At 70.1% G+C, this 14461-nt stretch carries 11 protein-coding genes; 9 read left to right on the top strand and 2 right to left on the bottom strand.

Going from position 1 to position 14461, the window contains the following annotated elements; all coding sequences use genetic code 11:
- The first annotated feature begins 153 nt into the window (after positions 1-153).
- From EDC29_RS00915 to EDC29_RS00875, 9 genes are all read left to right on the top strand, one after another.
- Positions 154-1488, top strand: a complete 1335-nt coding sequence (locus EDC29_RS00915) for a Glu/Leu/Phe/Val family dehydrogenase (protein ID WP_123139176.1) — start codon at positions 154-156, stop codon at positions 1486-1488.
- A 71-nt stretch (positions 1489-1559) separates the two neighbouring features.
- A complete protein-coding gene (gene speA, locus EDC29_RS00910; protein WP_123142708.1) occupies positions 1560-3446 on the top strand; it encodes a biosynthetic arginine decarboxylase in 1887 nt (628 codons plus the stop codon).
- A 28-nt stretch (positions 3447-3474) separates the two neighbouring features.
- Positions 3475-3837, top strand: coding sequence for a hydrogenase maturation nickel metallochaperone HypA/HybF (locus tag EDC29_RS00905; RefSeq protein ID WP_123139178.1), 363 nt, complete (start codon positions 3475-3477; stop codon positions 3835-3837).
- 175 nt (positions 3838-4012) lie between these two features.
- Entirely contained in the window at positions 4013-4888 is an 876-nt protein-coding gene (hypB, locus tag EDC29_RS00900; protein ID WP_123139179.1) for a hydrogenase nickel incorporation protein HypB, read from the top strand.
- Between the two features lie 56 nt (positions 4889-4944).
- Positions 4945-5412 carry a hypothetical protein gene (locus EDC29_RS00895; protein WP_123142709.1) on the top strand — a complete coding sequence of 156 codons (468 nt, stop codon included), beginning with the start codon at positions 4945-4947 and terminating at the stop codon, positions 5410-5412.
- 116 nt (positions 5413-5528) lie between these two features.
- Positions 5529-6002 carry a DUF302 domain-containing protein gene (locus tag EDC29_RS00890; RefSeq protein ID WP_123142710.1) on the top strand — a complete coding sequence of 158 codons (474 nt, stop codon included), beginning with the start codon at positions 5529-5531 and terminating at the stop codon, positions 6000-6002.
- An 8-nt stretch (positions 6003-6010) separates the two neighbouring features.
- On the top strand, positions 6011-8122 hold the full coding sequence (locus EDC29_RS00885; protein WP_243695627.1) for a glycosyltransferase: 2112 nt from the start codon (positions 6011-6013) through the stop codon (positions 8120-8122).
- A complete protein-coding gene (locus tag EDC29_RS00880) occupies positions 8119-8994 on the top strand; it encodes a glycosyltransferase family 2 protein (RefSeq protein WP_132228185.1) in 876 nt (291 codons plus the stop codon). The genes EDC29_RS00885 and EDC29_RS00880 overlap by 4 nt, the downstream gene beginning before the upstream one ends.
- Positions 8991-10058, top strand: coding sequence for an NAD-dependent epimerase/dehydratase family protein (locus EDC29_RS00875; protein ID WP_123142713.1), 1068 nt, complete (start codon positions 8991-8993; stop codon positions 10056-10058). Before EDC29_RS00880 ends, EDC29_RS00875 begins: the two co-directional genes overlap by 4 nt.
- 71 nt (positions 10059-10129) lie before the next feature.
- On the opposite strand, the gene EDC29_RS00870 is transcribed toward EDC29_RS00875, so the two are convergent.
- Both EDC29_RS00870 and glmS read right to left on the bottom strand, forming a co-directional pair.
- On the bottom strand, positions 10130-12421 hold the full coding sequence (locus EDC29_RS00870; protein WP_132228183.1) for a DUF1631 domain-containing protein: 2292 nt from the start codon (positions 12419-12421) through the stop codon (positions 10130-10132).
- 204 nt (positions 12422-12625) lie between these two features.
- Positions 12626-14458, bottom strand: coding sequence for a glutamine--fructose-6-phosphate transaminase (isomerizing) (glmS, locus tag EDC29_RS00865; RefSeq protein WP_132228181.1), 1833 nt, complete (start codon positions 14456-14458; stop codon positions 12626-12628).
- Positions 14459-14461 lie beyond the last annotated feature (3 nt).

The raw sequence follows: 14461 nt of genomic DNA, 5'->3' as shown, positions 1-14461 counted from the left end.
GCGGGGATATTTCCGAGGAACCTTGTCGGTGGCCGACCCCACGGCCACCGTCGACCAGCCCCCTCAGGGGGCTGGTCGGGTGTCCGGGGCGGTCCTGTCCCCGTGCCGAGCACGCCCCTGTGGTAGGGCTCGGCGGTTATCGCTGGAGCCGTCATGACCGACACCCAATCCTCGCAGTCCACCCCGCTCGCCGATGAACTCGATCCCGAGCGCATCCTCACCGAGCAGTTTCATCGTGCCCGCACCCACCTCAGTGAGGTGCCGCCGGGGCTGGTGGACTATCTGCGCCTGCCGCGGCGCACCATCAACGTCAGCGTCCCGGTGGAGATGGACGACGGACACATCCGCCACTTCGAGGGCTACCGGGTGCTGCACAGCCGCATGTTCGGCCCCGGCAAGGGCGGCATCCGCTATCACCCGGCGGTGAGTCCGGGCGAGGTGAAGGTGCTCGCGGCGCTGATGAGCTGGAAGTGCGCGCTGCTGCACCTGCCCTTCGGTGGTGCCAAGGGCGGTGTGGCCTGCGATCCCAAGGAACTCAGCGAGGGTGAACTCCGACGCATCACCCGGCGCTTCATCTCCGAGCTCGGCGACAACATCGGCCCCTATACCGATGTCCCGGCCCCGGACGTCTATACCGACGCCCAGACCATGGCCTGGATCTACGACACCTACGACCAGCTCCACCCCGGCGAGAACAACCTGCCGGTGGTCACCGGCAAGCCGCGTGAGCTCGGCGGCTCGGCCGGTCGCACCGAGGCGACCAGCCGCGGCTGCGTCTACACCGCCGAGCGGTTGATCGCGCTCGGCGGCGTGCCCGGGCTCGACAGCCTGCAGGGCGCGCGGGTGGTGATCCAGGGCTTCGGTAACGTCGGTCGCATCGCCGCACGGTTGTTCCAGGAGATGGGCGCGCAGGTCTGCGCGGTGAGCGACTCCGGCGGCGCGATCCTCGCCGAGAACGGTGCCGCGCTCGACCTCGATCTGCTCGACACCCACAAGGATACCCACGGCACCGTGGTCGGTCTGCCCGGTAGTCGCACCATCACCAACGACGATCTGCTCGCGCTCGAGTGCGACATCCTGGTGCCGGCGGCGCTCGGCGGTCAGATCCACAGCGGCAACGCCGAGCGAGTGGCGGCGCGGCTGGTGGTCGAGGGCGCCAATCGCCCGATCACCCCGGAGGCCGATGACGTGCTCGCCGCGCGCGGCATCGTGGTGCTGCCCGACATCCTCGCCAACGCCGGTGGCGTGACCGTGAGCTATTACGAGTGGGTGCAGAACATCGAGCATCACAGCTGGTCGCTCGAGGAGGTCAACAACCGGCTGCGTACCCGCATGTTCGATGCCACCGACCGGGTGGTTGCGCGCTGGCGCGGCTTCCCCCAGGATTGCGCCGAGCAGGGGCTGTGCGGCGATCTGCGCACCGCCGCCCTGGTCGAGGCGCTCGATCGACTCGCCAGGGCGACCCTGCAGCGCGGCATCTGGCCCTGATCGGGGCCGCGACCGCCGGGCTCCGGCCCGGCGGTCGGCCATCATCATTCTGGAGCGAGGAGACAGGCGCGGTGGATCAAGCGGCCCGACGCTGCAACGAGATCTATGCCATCGACCGTTGGGGCGAGGGCTATTTCACCATCAACGGGGCGGGGCACCTGTGTGCCCGTCCCGATCCCGAGGGCGCGGTCGAGATCGATCTCGCCGCGCTCGCCGCGCAGCTCGACGCCGAGGGGCTGTCGCTGCCGGTGCTGGTGCGCTTCACCGATATCCTCCGCCATCGTGTCGCCGCGCTCGCCGCGGCCTTCGCCGCGGCCGGTGCCGCCTGCGGTTACCGGGGCGGCTACCAGCCGGTCTATCCGATCAAGGTCAATCAGCAGGCCGGGGTGGTGCGCGAGATCCTGCGCTCCGGCCAGGCAGGGCTTGAGGCCGGCAGCAAGCCCGAGCTGATGGCGGTGCTGGCGCTCTCGCCCCCCGGCGGGCTGGTGGTCTGCAACGGCTACAAGGATCGCGAGTACATCCGTCTGGCGTTGATCGGGCAGCGGCTCGGGCTGCGCGTGCACCTGGTGATCGAGAAGCCCTCGGAGCTGGCGCTGATCCTCGACGAGGCCGAGCGCCTCGGCGTCGAGCCGCTGCTCGGGGTGCGGGTGCGGTTGGCCGCGGCGGCCGCCGGCAACTGGCAGAGCAGCGGTGGCGAGAAGGCCAAGTTCGGGCTCTCGGCCAATCAGGTGCTGGCGCTGGTCGAGGCGTTGCGCGAGGCCGGTCGGCTCGACTGGCTGCGGCTGCTGCATGCCCATCTCGGCTCGCAGATCCCCAGCGTCCAGGACATCCGCGCCGGCGTCGCCGAGCTGACGCGCTTCTATGTCGAGCTGCGTCGATTGGGCGCGCCGGTCGGCTGTCTCGATGTCGGCGGCGGGCTGGGGGTCGACTACGAGGGCACCCGCACCCGCAACTACTGCTCGGTCAACTACGGCTTCGCCGGCTATGCCCGCGCGGTGGTGGAGACGGTGGCCGCCGAGTGTCGTCGCGCCTCCCAGCCCGAGCCCGACCTGCTGAGCGAGTCGGGACGGGCGCTGACCGCCCACCATGCGGTGCTGATCACCAACGTCATCGATCGCGAGCGCGCCGCCGGGCTCGGCGTCGAGCCGCGCGCCGAGGAGGGCCAGCCGCTGCTCGATGCGCTCGCCGAGCAGCTGCGCGAGGCCGGGCGCGGTGCCCCCCAGGAGATCTATGCCGAGTCGCGCGAGCTGCTCGAGGCGCTGCGCGCGGGCTTTGCCGACGATGCCGTCGATCTCGCCACCCGTGCCCGTGCCGAGGAGCTGTTCTTCGCCGTCTGTCGACGCCTGGCGGCGCGGCTCGATCCGGCGGTGCGGCGTCACCGCGAGTTGGCCGATACCGTCAACGCGCTGCTCGCCGACAAGCTGTTCTGCAACTTCTCGCTGTTCCAGTCGATGCCCGACGTCTGGGCGCTCGATCAGCTCTTCCCCATCGCCCCGATCCAGCGTCTCGACGAGTTGCCCGAGGCGCGCGCCCTGGTCCACGATCTCACCTGCGACTCCGACGGCTGTATCGAGCACTATGTCGACGAGGGCGGGGTGGAGACCAGTCTGCCGATCCATGCCGACGCCGCCGAGGGCGCGCCCTATCTGCTCGGGTTCTTCATGGTCGGCGCCTATCAGGAGATCCTCGGCGACATCCACAACCTGTTCGGCGACACCGATGCGGTCAACGTCGAGCTCGACCCCGAGGCCCCGTCTGGCTATCGGCTGTGCGAGGCCGAGCGTGGCGACTCCACCGACGAGCTGTTGAGCTACGTGCACTTCGAGCCGCGGACCCTGCTCGCCCACTACCGGCGCAAGCTCGATGCCGCCGGACTCGATCGCGATACCCGCGAGCGGCTGTTCGTCGAGCTCAAGGCCGGGCTCTACGGCTACACCTATTTCGAGGGCGGGGGCTGATCCCGCCGCGACGCGCGGAGGTTGCGGGATGCATGAACTCTCCATCTGTCAGGCGCTGCTCGATCAGGTCGAGCGGATCGCCGACGAGCACGGCGCCACCCGGGTCGAGCGCATCCTGTTGCGTATCGGGCCGCTCTCCGGGGTCGAGCCCGACTTGCTCGAGCGCGCCTATCCGCTGGCCGCCGCCGGGACTCGCGCCGAGTGCGCGACCCTGGCGATCGAGTCCGCGCCGGTGCGGGTGCGCTGTCTCGACTGTGGCGCGGAGAGCACGGTCGAGCCCAACCGGTTGCTGTGTGCGGCGTGCGACGGTTATCGCACCCGTCTGATCAGCGGCGACGAGATGTTGCTGGCCAACCTGGAACTGTCGATCCCCGACGCCCCGGCGTCATGACCGGATTCTGACTAACCGGTGACGGTCGCGATGACATACACTCACGCCAAGGCTTGGATTCAGGAGACGTTGGCGCCAGCATCCGGTGGATGGATGACCCGGACAGGGTTCGCGCGACCGCTGCCAAGACGTCGCGCCATCGTCCCAACAGCGCATCCCTAGCGGAGATCTCGTCATGTGCGATACCTGTGGCTGCAACATCACCCCCGGCAACGAGCACCTGGTGCGCGATGGCGGACGTCACGCCCGGACCGAGGACGGTCGCGCGGCGGTCAGCGTGCTGCGCAACCTGCTCACGGAGAACGATCATCAGGCCCGTCACAACCGTGAGCACTTCGACCGTCACGGCGTGCTGGCGATCAACCTGATGTCCTCGCCGGGCGCGGGCAAGACCCGCCTGCTCGAGGCGACCATCGAGGTGCTCGGGCCGAGTTGCCGGATCGCGGTGATCGAGGGCGATCTCGAGACCGAGAACGATGCCGAGCGCATCCGCGCCAAGGGCGTGCAGGCGGTACAGATCGCCACCGGCAGCGCCTGTCATCTCGATGCCCACATGGTCCATCAGGCGCTGCATCAGATCGATCTCGACGGCATCGACCTGCTGTTCATCGAGAACGTCGGCAACCTGGTCTGCCCGGCGAGCTTCGACCTCGGCCAGCACCGCAACGTCACCCTGCTGTCGGTGCCCGAGGGCGACGACAAGCCGGCCAAGTACCCGGTGATCTTCCGCGCCGCCGATCTGGTGCTCTGCACCAAGGGCGATCTGCTGCCGGTGCTCGAGGACTTCGACCCCGAGCGCGCCGAGCGTCATCTGCGCGCGCTGGCAAGCGTGGCGCCCTTCGACGTGGTCTCGACCCGTCGACCCGGCGAGCTCGAACCCTGGCTGCTCTGGCTGCGCGACGAGCTGCAGGCGCAGGACACCAGACGTGCGCTCGGGCGCACCATCCACCCGCTGATCCAGCCCGACGGCGCCTTGTTGCACGGCGATGCCCAGGAGGGCGAGCATCACGGCCACGGTCACTTCCATCAAGCCGCGCAGAGTCACGGCTGATCCCGTCGACACCTTGCCCGGTCCCGGACCCCGTCAAGCCACGAGGAGGAACCTCCGTGTCAGTCCCAATGTTCACCAGACGTTCCGCGCGCGCGATCGCGTTGCTCGCCCTGCTGGCGCAGGTGCCGGCGGTGTCGGCGTTCAACTTCGGCGACATGATGAACCCCAGCCGCTGGATGGGCGGTGACCGCTACGACGATGACTATTACGACGGTCCCTACGGCCCCTATGCGCCGCCCTATGGTCCCTATGGCGGTCCGGGATATGGCGCGCCCTATGGTGGTTACGGCATGCCCTATGCGCCGCCCCCGGCCTATCCCGGCGTGCCGGGGACCACGCCGGCGTCACCGGTCGCGCCTGCGGCGGCTGGTGCGCCCGACGCCACCGCCGAGGAGATCGAGGCGCTCAAGCGTCGGGTCGAGGAGCTCGAGGCGCGTCAGCGCGGCGCCCAGCCGCCGCGGCAGACCCCGTCCCCGGGTGACTGGCCCTCGCCGCCCGGCTTCCGCCCGATGAACCAGTACTGACCCCGGTCGTCGGACGCGACCGGCCCCGTCGCCGCGGGGCCGGCGCTGTGCCCGGTGGGCGCGGCTGCTAAGATGCGGCTCGTCAACTGGGCTTCATCGACCGGAGGTCGCGTCCGATGTCACGGATCACTCGCGCGCTCTGCGCGCTGGCGCTGCTCTGCGCCCCACTGTCTTCGCCGCTGGCCGCGGGCGGCGCCGTCGTCCACCAGGCCGAGACCAGCCTCGAGGCCGCGCTCGACGGGCTGCAGGCGGCGATCCTCGAACGCGGTCTCTATATCAACAACGTCCTCGATCTGGGCGAGATGTTCGCCCGCACTGGCGCGGACCTCGGTTTCACCGAGCCGGTCTACGGTGAGGCGCGCTCGGTCGAGTTCTGCAGCGCCGTGCTCTCGCGCGAGATGATGCGCGAGGACCCGACGCGGATCGTCAACTGCCCCTTCGTGGTCAGTCTCTATACCCTGCCGGGCGACCCCGCCACCGTCCATGCCGCCTATCGCGCGGTCCCCGCCGAGCTGCAGGCCGCAAGCCCGGTGATGCGCGAGGTCGCCGAGTTGCTCGACGCGCTCGCCCGCGCGGCGCTGGCCTGGTGATGGCGACCATGGCGATGCCGCAGGGGCTTATCCGCCTGCTCGATCTGGTTCGTCGCTACGGTCCGCGCGCGCTGCACGTGCTGCGTACCGAAGGCCCCCGGGTGCTCGCGCGCAAGCTCGCGCGGCGGCTGGGCACCACGCCGCTGCGCATCCCCGATCCACCCGTCCTGCTCGCCTTCGACGAACCCTTCGAGCCGATCGCGCTGCCCGCGCCCGAGCACCCACGGGTGTCGGTGGTGATCCCGATCCACGGTCAGTTCGGCTACACCCATCATTGTCTGGCCGCGCTCGCGCGCTGCGGCGACACGGCGCGCTTCGAGGTGGTGGTGGTCGACGATTGCTCGCCCGACGACAGCGCCGCGCGGCTCGCCGCCTATCCCGGGGTGCGGCTGATCCGCAACCCCGAGAACCTCGGTTTCGTCGGTACCTGCAACCGTGGCGCCGAGGCCGCGCGCGGCGAGCTGCTGGTGTTCCTCAACAACGACACCCAGGTGCAGTCGGGCTGGCTCGACGCCCTGCTGGCGACCTTCGATGACTATCCGGACGCGGGCATGGTCGGTGCCCGGCTGGTCTATCCCGACGGTCGTCAGCAGGAGGCCGGCGGCATCCTCTTCGCCGACGGCTCGGCGTGGAACCATGGTCATCTCGACGATCCGCATCGTCCCGAGTACGGCTATGTGCGCCCCGTCGACTACTGCTCGGGCGCGGCGCTGGCGATCCCGCGCGCGCTGTTCGAGCGTCTCGACGGTTTCGACCGCACCTTCGCCCCGGCCTATTACGAGGACACCGATCTGGCGATGCGGGTGCGCGCCGCCGGGCTCCGGGTCTACTACCAGCCGGCGGCCTGGGTGGTGCACTTCGAGGGGGTGAGCGCCGGGCGCGACCCCGAGGCGAGCACCGGGCTCAAGCGCTATCAGCGCATCCACGCCGAGACCTTCCGCGCGCGCTGGGGCGAGACGCTCGCCGGGTTCGGCGCGCGCGACGCGGCGCTCGACCGGGTCAAGGACCGCGCCCTGGCGCGCCGTGCCCTGGTGGTCGACAACTACATGGTGACGCCGGACCGCGAGTCGGGCTCGCTGCGCATGGTCAACCTGTTCGCCATCCTGCGCGGGCTCGGCTATCAGGTGACCTTTGCCGCGGCCAACCTGGAGGCGCCCGAGCCCTATGTCGGCGCGCTCCAGCAGCGCGGGGTGGAGGTGCTCTATCGTCCGCACGTGCCCTCGGTCGCGCGTCATCTGGCCACCCAAGGCGCGCGCTACGATCTGGTGGTGCTCAGCCGCGCCGATGCCGCCGCGGCGCTGATGGAGGCCGCGCGGCGTCACTGCGCGCGGGCGCGGATCGTCTTCGACACCGTCGATCTGCACTTCCTGCGCGAGCGTCGGCTCGCCGAGTTGCGCGGCGACGCGGCCACCCGCCGGATCGCCGCGCGGCGTCGCGATCAGGAGCTGGCGCTGATGCGCCGCGCCGACCAGACCTGGGTGGTGAGCGAGGCCGAGCGCGCGCTGCTTGCCACCGAGGCGCCCGATGTCGAGGTGCATCTGGTCTCCAACATCCATCGTCTCTTCGGCTCGGCGCGTCCCGCCGCCGAGCGTCACGGTCTGCTGTTCATCGGCGCCTTCGCCCATCCGCCGAACACCGATGCGGTGCTCTTCCTCGGTCGCGAGCTGATGCCGCTGCTGCGCGAGCGCCTGCCCGGGGTGGTGCTGCGGGTGGTCGGCGCCGAGCCGCCGCCGGAGGTGCGCGCACTCGCCGCGCCGGACATCGAGATCCTCGGCTATGTCCCCGATGTCGCGCCACTGTTCGCCAGCTCGCGGGCGTCGGTGGCGCCGCTGCGCTACGGCGCCGGGGTCAAGGGCAAGATCAATCAGAGCCTCGCCCACGGGCTGCCGGTGGTGGCCACCGCGGTGGCCGCCGAGGGCATGCATCTGGTCGACGGCGAGTCGGTGCTGCTCGGCGAGGACGCCCGCGCGCTGGCTGACGCCATCGCCCGGGTCTGTGTCGACGACGCGCTCTGGCAGCGCCTTTCCGACGGCGGGCTGGCGGTGATGGAGCGCCACTTCGGTTTCGCCGCCGCCGAGCGCGCGGTGCGGGTCGCGCTCGACGAGGAGGTGAGCCGATGAGCGCCACGCCGCTGGTCAGCGTCATCGTCGTCAACTACAACGCTGGAGCGTTGCTCGCCGAGTGCGTGACGGCGGTGCTCGGCTCGACGCTCGCCGTCGAGGTGATCGTCAGCGACAACGGCTCGGTCGACGACAGCCTCACCCGGTTGCGCGCGCGGGTCGGTGCCGATGCGCGGCTGCGGATCGTCGAGAACGGCGCCAACCTCGGCTTCGCTGCGGGCAACAACCGCGCGCTGCCGCTGGCCGGCGCGCCCTGGCTGCTGTTCCTCAACCCCGACTGCATCGTCGCCCCCGATACCCTCGGGCGTATGGTCGAGGCGCTCGAGGCCCATCCCGAGGCGGGGATCGCCGGGTGCATGGTGCGCGATCCGGACGGCGCCGAGCAGGTCGCCTGTCGGCGCGCCATCCCCGATCCCTGGATCGCGCTGCGCCGTCTGCTCGGACTGGAGCGGCTCGGTGGCGCCGGACTCGATCAGCGTCATCTGCCGCCGCCGCGCGAGCCGGTGACGGTCGAGGCGACCTCGGGCTCGTTCATGTTCGTGCGCCGCGCCGCGCTCGAGCAGGTCGGCCCGCTCGACGAGGGTTATTTCCTGCACTGCGAGGACCTCGACTGGTTCGTGCGCTTTGCTGAGGCCGGCTGGCGGGTGCTGCTGGTGCCCGGGGTCGAGGTGGTGCATCACAAGGGCGCCTGCAGCGGTGGTGATCCGCTGGCCGTCGAGCGCCACAAGCATCGCGGCATGGAGCGCTTCTATCGCAAGTTCCAGTACCGGCGCTATCCGCGTCCGTTCAGCTGGCTGGTGATCCTCGGTATCCGTCTGCACCTGGGGCTGCTGGTCGCGCGTCAGTGGCTGCGACGGGGGCGGGCGACATGAGTCTGCGCGCGGATGCACTCGGACTGGTGCTGGTCACCGGCGCTACCGGCCGAGTCGGTCGGGTGCTGGTCGAGGCGCTGCTCGCGCACGGTCAGCGGGTGGCGGTGGTCAGCCGCGCACCGGCGGTGGTCGAGCGGCTGTGGCCGGGGCGGGGGGTGGAGACGCGTCGCGCCGATCTCGCCCGTCCCGAGACCCTCGCCGGGGTCTGTGCCGGGGTCGAGACCCTGATCCATCTCGCCAGCTATGCCCCGGCGGCCGACGAGCCCGACATCTACGAGGCCCCGGGACACTGGACGGTGACCGCCGAGGGCACGCGCGCACTGATGGCCGAGGCGCGCAGCGCCGGGTCGCTGCGGCGGATGCTCTATCTCAGCACGGTCAAGGCGATGGGGGATGCGACCGGGGCGCGCGGCCATCCGGCCGGCCCCGACGAGGTCGAACCCGCGCCCGAGACCGGCTATGGTCGCGCCAAGCTGGTCGCCGAGGGCGAGTTGCTGGCGAGCGCCGCGGCGCTCGGCATCCCCGGCTGCGTGTTGCGCCTGCCGATGGTCTACGGGTTGGCGGGGGAGGGCAATCTGGCGCGGATGATCGCCGCCGTCGCCGCCCATCGCTTCCCGCCCTGGCCACGGATCGACAACCACCGCTCGGCGGTGCACGTCGAGGATGCGGTGGCTGCGGTGCTGCTCGCCGTCGCCCACCCGGCGAGCGCCGGGCGCACCTATTGCGTGACCGATGGCGGTGCCTATTCCACGCGCTGGATCTACGAGCGCATCTGTCGCGCGCTCGACCGTCCGGTGCCGCGCTGGACGGTGCCGCTGTGGGCGCTGCGCGCCGCCGCCGGGGTCGGCACGCTCGGCGAGCGTCTGCTCGGTCGGCGCATGCCCCTGACCCTGGAAGGGCTCGACAAGCTCGTCGGCGATGCCTGGTTCTCCTCGGCCACGCTCGAGCGCGAGCTGGGATTCCGTGCCCGGCTCCGGCTCGATGAGGAGATCGAGGGGTTGGTGCGGATGGTTCGGGGCGGGGATCGGGAGGGGCCTCGCCCCCCCGACTCGTCGGTCGTCTGATCGGGTGCGACTGGCGGTAGCGGCGGCCGTGCCGTCGTCGGTGAGGCGCGACGACGGCGTCGTGGTCCGGGTCAGGTTTCGGGGTCGGTACGGCGCTCCAGGACCTGACTGACCGCACGCTCGGTGAGCGGGTCCTGGCTGAGCAGTCGGGCGCTGCCCTGGCGCAGATGATTGGCGAGGCTGGTGGTGGCGAGCGTGAGGGCGTTGTCACCCTGACGGTTGGTGAACAGATAGACGCCACGATACTCACTGACCCAACTCAGTCGCAGCGTCTTGCGGGTCCCGCGCACGCTCTTGAACTCGACCCAGGCGCCGACCTCGAGGGCGCGCGCGAGACGCAGATGGTGATCGGTCTCTGCGTCGTCGGCATCATCGGATGCCGATGCCGATGCCGATGCCGATGCCGATGCCGATGCCGATGCCGATGCCGATGCCGATGCCGGGGCGGTGGTCGTGTCCTCGACGTTGTCCTGCGCTGGCGGCGAGTCGTTCACGCCCTCGCGATGCAGGGCCGCCATGTGCAGCCGGATCAGCTGACCGAAGAAGCTGTCCCAGGAGGTCTCCTGGTCGATACGCTCGAGCCCCTTGCGCAGCCGGGTGATGAGGTCCGGGAGCAGGGTGAGCAGACGGTCGCGCTCCTCCTGGGTGAGCTTGGGCTCGACCGACCACAGCAGGTCGTCCATCAGCTGCACCGCTTCCCGCCAGTCCTCGCCGTCCTCGCCGGTGTCGATGAACACGTCGACCAACACCTGTCGCCAATGCTCGCCGACGAAGCCGCTGATCAGTGCCGGGGCCTCCGGGTGGGCGTGCTCGGTGATGACGGCCTCGACACGTCGCTCGGCGACCTCGCGCCGATCGCGTCGGGCCAGCTCGCCGAGCACCTTGCTCGCCTTGCCACGGGCCCGCGTCTCTTCCTCGTCGAGGAATTGCTCGAACGCCTGGAGCTGGCGGGCGAAGACCTCGACGTCGTCATCGAAGCCATCGACCACGCCATCGACGATGGCACGGATCCGCTCGATCAGACGCGGTTCGTCCTCCTCGCTGCGGCCGAGGCCGGAGCTGGCGATGAGATCGAGCAGTCGGCGTGCGGGGTGGCGTCGCTCGGAGAAGAAGTGCTTGTCGATCAGCGCGACCTTGAGCACCGGGATCTGCAGCTTGGCCAGCTCGGCGCGGATCGCCGCCGAGAGTTCGGGGTCCTTGAACATGGCGTCGAACAGCATCGAGACGATGTCGATGGTGAGCGCGTCGACCGGGTGCGACCAGTCGGCCATTGGGGTGGCGCGGATTCGTTGCAGTGCGTCGTTCTGCGCCGGGTCGATGGGGGATGCGCCGAGTCCCGGCAGCTGACGGACGTCGCCGCCGCCGCGTTGCAGCCCGGTGAGGGCCTGGATCAGCTCGGCGATGTCGAGCGTCTGCTGGCGCGGTTGTGATGGTGCCGCCCGGGGCGTCGGTGGCATGCCCTGGTGGAACTGGCCGGTGGCCGCTGGGCGCTGGGTGGCGGCTGCCTGCAGCGCCTGGGCGAGCTGTTCGAAGACGTCGCTGTTGCCGTGCTCGCCCTGGTGCGGCGCCGATGCGGCCGTCTGCCGGTGCTCATCGAGCGGTGGGTGAGCGTCAGCGGCGTCGAGTGGTTGGCTGCGTAGTGCGCGCTGGGGGCCGGCGAGCGGGATGTTGGGGAGGATGCCGGCCTCGGCGAGAAAGCGGTTGAGGTCGGCATAGATGCCCGGCAGCTCGGCCGAGGTCTGGCGCTCGAACTCCTGCAGCAGGATCAGTCCGAGCTGTTCGCCGACGTCGAGTGCGCCGAGCGCGTCGAGCATCGTGGTGAAGAGCGCGCGCGGATGCAGCGGGTTGTCGTCCTGAGCGATACGCGAGAGTTGCAGCAGTGCGGCAAAGCGTCGATCGAGCGCGGTGAGCTGCTGCGCGCAGTTGCACGCGGCGCGGGCCGAGAGCTTGGCGATTGCCAGGTCGCGCTCGAAGTCGTCGGTGTCGATCAGGCTCAGCTCGCGCGGCTCCTGGCTCGCGCGCCCGCCTTCCACGGTGGTGCCGCGCAGGGCCGCGACCGCCGCTTCGAACTGCGCGACATAGGTGCTGCGGAACTGTTGCAGCAGCAGCTGGCCATGGCCGGTGAGGAAGTCCATGGCGGCGAAATAGAGTTGTTGCTGCTCGAGGCTGGTGGCGCGATCGGCCATGCCGAGGAAGTCGTCGTTGGCGCTGTCGAGATGCTGGGCGAAGACGGTGGCGAGACCGTGCGCGAGGCGGTCGCGACAGGCCGCGAGCAGGGTGGCTGGATCGGCCGATGCCGGGGCCTCTGGCGGGAGGCCGCGACCGGCGAGCGGGACGACGTTCGATGAGGATCTGTCGGCCATGGTTGGTTCCAGAAGGCAGGGACGGCGCAGCGCGTCCGGTCGCGCGCGCCCGAGCGACGGGGACGATAAGGCGGTCGGCTGTGGCTCAAGTTCGCGGCCTGCAGACCCGGTCCCCTCCTCCCGGGTCTGTTCCTTCTTACGCAGAGTATATGCCGACGTGATCTTGCCGCTGTCAACTCGATCACAGCGGCGAAGGGGACATGTCTACTCGACGGTCACCGACTTGGCCAGGTTGCGCGGTTGATCGACGTCGGTGCCCTTGAGCACGGCGACATGATAGGCGAGCAACTGCAGCGGGATGGTGAAGACCAGCGGGTCGAGCAGGTCGTCGGTCTCGGGCAGACGGATGACATTAACCCCATCGGTCTCGTCGAGCGGGACCTGGAAGTCGGCGAAGACATAGAGCTGGCCGCCGCGCGCCCGGACCTCCTCGAGGTTGGACTTGAGCTTCTCGAGCAGGGCGTTGTTGGGCGCCACCGCGACCACCGGCATCTGCTCGTCGATCAGCGCCAGTGGGCCGTGCTTGAGTTCGCCGGCGGGGTAGGCCTCGGCATGGATATAGGAGATCTCCTTGAGCTTGAGCGCGCCCTCCATGGCGATCGGGTACTGTTCGCCGCGCCCGAGGAAGAGGGTGTGGTGCTTGTCGACGAAGGACTCGGCGAGCATCGCGATCTGCTCGTCGAGTCGCAGCACCTCCTCGATCTTGAGCGGCAGCGAGCGCAACAGCCCGACCAGCCGTGCCTCCTCGGCCTCGTCGATGCCACGTCCGCGCCCGAGCGCCAGGGTCAGCAACAGCAGGGCGACGAGCTGGGTGGTGAAGGCCTTGGTCGAGGCCACCCCGATCTCTGGACCGGCATGGGTGAGCAGCACCAGATCGGACTCGCGCACCAGCGAACTCTCGGGGACGTTGCAGATCGCCAGGGTGGCGCGATAGCCGCTCTGCCTGGCCTGGCGCAGCGCGGCCAGGGTATCGGCGGTCTCGCCCGACTGCGAGAGGGTGACGAACAGCGCCTGTTCGGGGACCACATGCTGGCGGTAGCGGTACTCGCTGGCGACCTCGACGCTGCACGGCAGCCCGGCGAGGGCCTCGATCCAGTAGCGGGCGACCTGCGCGGCATGATAGCTGGTGCCGCAGGCGACGATGGTGACCGCCTTGATCTCGGTGAACAGCGCCTCGGCCTCGTTGCCGAAGCACTCGGGGCGCAGTCGGTTGCCGCTGAGACGGTCGTCGAGGGTATCGGCGATCGCCTGTGGTTGCTCGAAGATCTCCTTGAGCATGTAGTGGCGGTACTCGCCGCGCTCGGCGGCGTCGAGCGCCAGGCTGGAGGTCTTGATCGGACGCTCGACCTCGCGCCCGTCGCGGTCCCAGATGCGCACCCGCTCGCGGGTGAGCTCGGCGATATCCCCTTCCTCGAGGAAGATGAAGCGGTGGGTGACCGGCAGCAGGGCGAACACGTCCGAGGCGATGAAGTGCTCGCCGAAGCCGATCCCGATCACCAGCGGGCTGCCCTCGCGCGCGGCGATCAGGCGCTCGGGGTCCTGGGTGTCGATCACCCCCAGGGCATAGGCGCCCTGCAGCTCGGCGGTGGTGTTGCGCACCGCTTCGAGCAGTCCGTGACCGGCGGCGAGCTGGTCATAGATCGCATGCACCACCACCTCGGTGTCGGTCTCGGAGGTGAAGCGGTGACCGGCCTCGCGCTGGGCGGCGCGCAGCTGCTCGTGGTTCTCGATGATGCCGTTGTGCACGATCGCGCAGCGGTCGCGACAGACGTGCGGGTGGGCGTTGTGGGCGGCCGGTTCGCCGTGGGTCGCCCAGCGGGTGTGGGCGATGCCGAGCAGCCCGGGCAGTGGGTGTGCGTCGACCTCCTCGGCGAGACGCGCGACCTTGCCGAGGGTGCGGGAGCGGTTGAGCTGCCCCGGGCCCTCGAGGATGGCGATACCCGCGGAGTCGTAGCCGCGGTATTCGAGTCGCTTCAGCCCCTCGAGCAGGATGGCCGCGACCGGGCGTTGGGCGATGGCGCCGACGATGCCGCACATAGA

This window comes from Marichromatium gracile (genome assembly GCF_004343155.1).
In the GTDB taxonomy this organism is placed as follows: domain Bacteria; phylum Pseudomonadota; class Gammaproteobacteria; order Chromatiales; family Chromatiaceae; genus Marichromatium; species Marichromatium gracile.
Note: the sequence above shows the minus strand (reverse complement) of the source record. Positions and strands in the feature narration are given on the sequence as shown.

Excerpts from the sequence above, each read along its gene's own strand:
- EDC29_RS00870 (WP_132228183.1), bottom strand. The coding sequence starts at position 12,421 with ATGGCCGACAGATCCTCATCGAACGTCGTCCCGCTCGCCGGTCGCGGC.
- glmS (WP_132228181.1), bottom strand. The coding sequence starts at position 14,458 with ATGTGCGGCATCGTCGGCGCCATCGCCCAACGCCCGGTCGCGGCCATC.
- EDC29_RS00915 (WP_123139176.1), top strand. The coding sequence starts at position 154 with ATGACCGACACCCAATCCTCGCAGTCCACCCCGCTCGCCGATGAACTC.
- EDC29_RS00880 (WP_132228185.1), top strand. The coding sequence starts at position 8,119 with ATGAGCGCCACGCCGCTGGTCAGCGTCATCGTCGTCAACTACAACGCT.
- hypB (WP_123139179.1), top strand. The coding sequence starts at position 4,013 with ATGTGCGATACCTGTGGCTGCAACATCACCCCCGGCAACGAGCACCTG.
- EDC29_RS00885 (WP_243695627.1), top strand. The coding sequence starts at position 6,011 with ATGGCGATGCCGCAGGGGCTTATCCGCCTGCTCGATCTGGTTCGTCGC.
- EDC29_RS00875 (WP_123142713.1), top strand. The coding sequence starts at position 8,991 with ATGAGTCTGCGCGCGGATGCACTCGGACTGGTGCTGGTCACCGGCGCT.
- EDC29_RS00890 (WP_123142710.1), top strand. The coding sequence starts at position 5,529 with ATGTCACGGATCACTCGCGCGCTCTGCGCGCTGGCGCTGCTCTGCGCC.
- EDC29_RS00905 (WP_123139178.1), top strand. The coding sequence starts at position 3,475 with ATGCATGAACTCTCCATCTGTCAGGCGCTGCTCGATCAGGTCGAGCGG.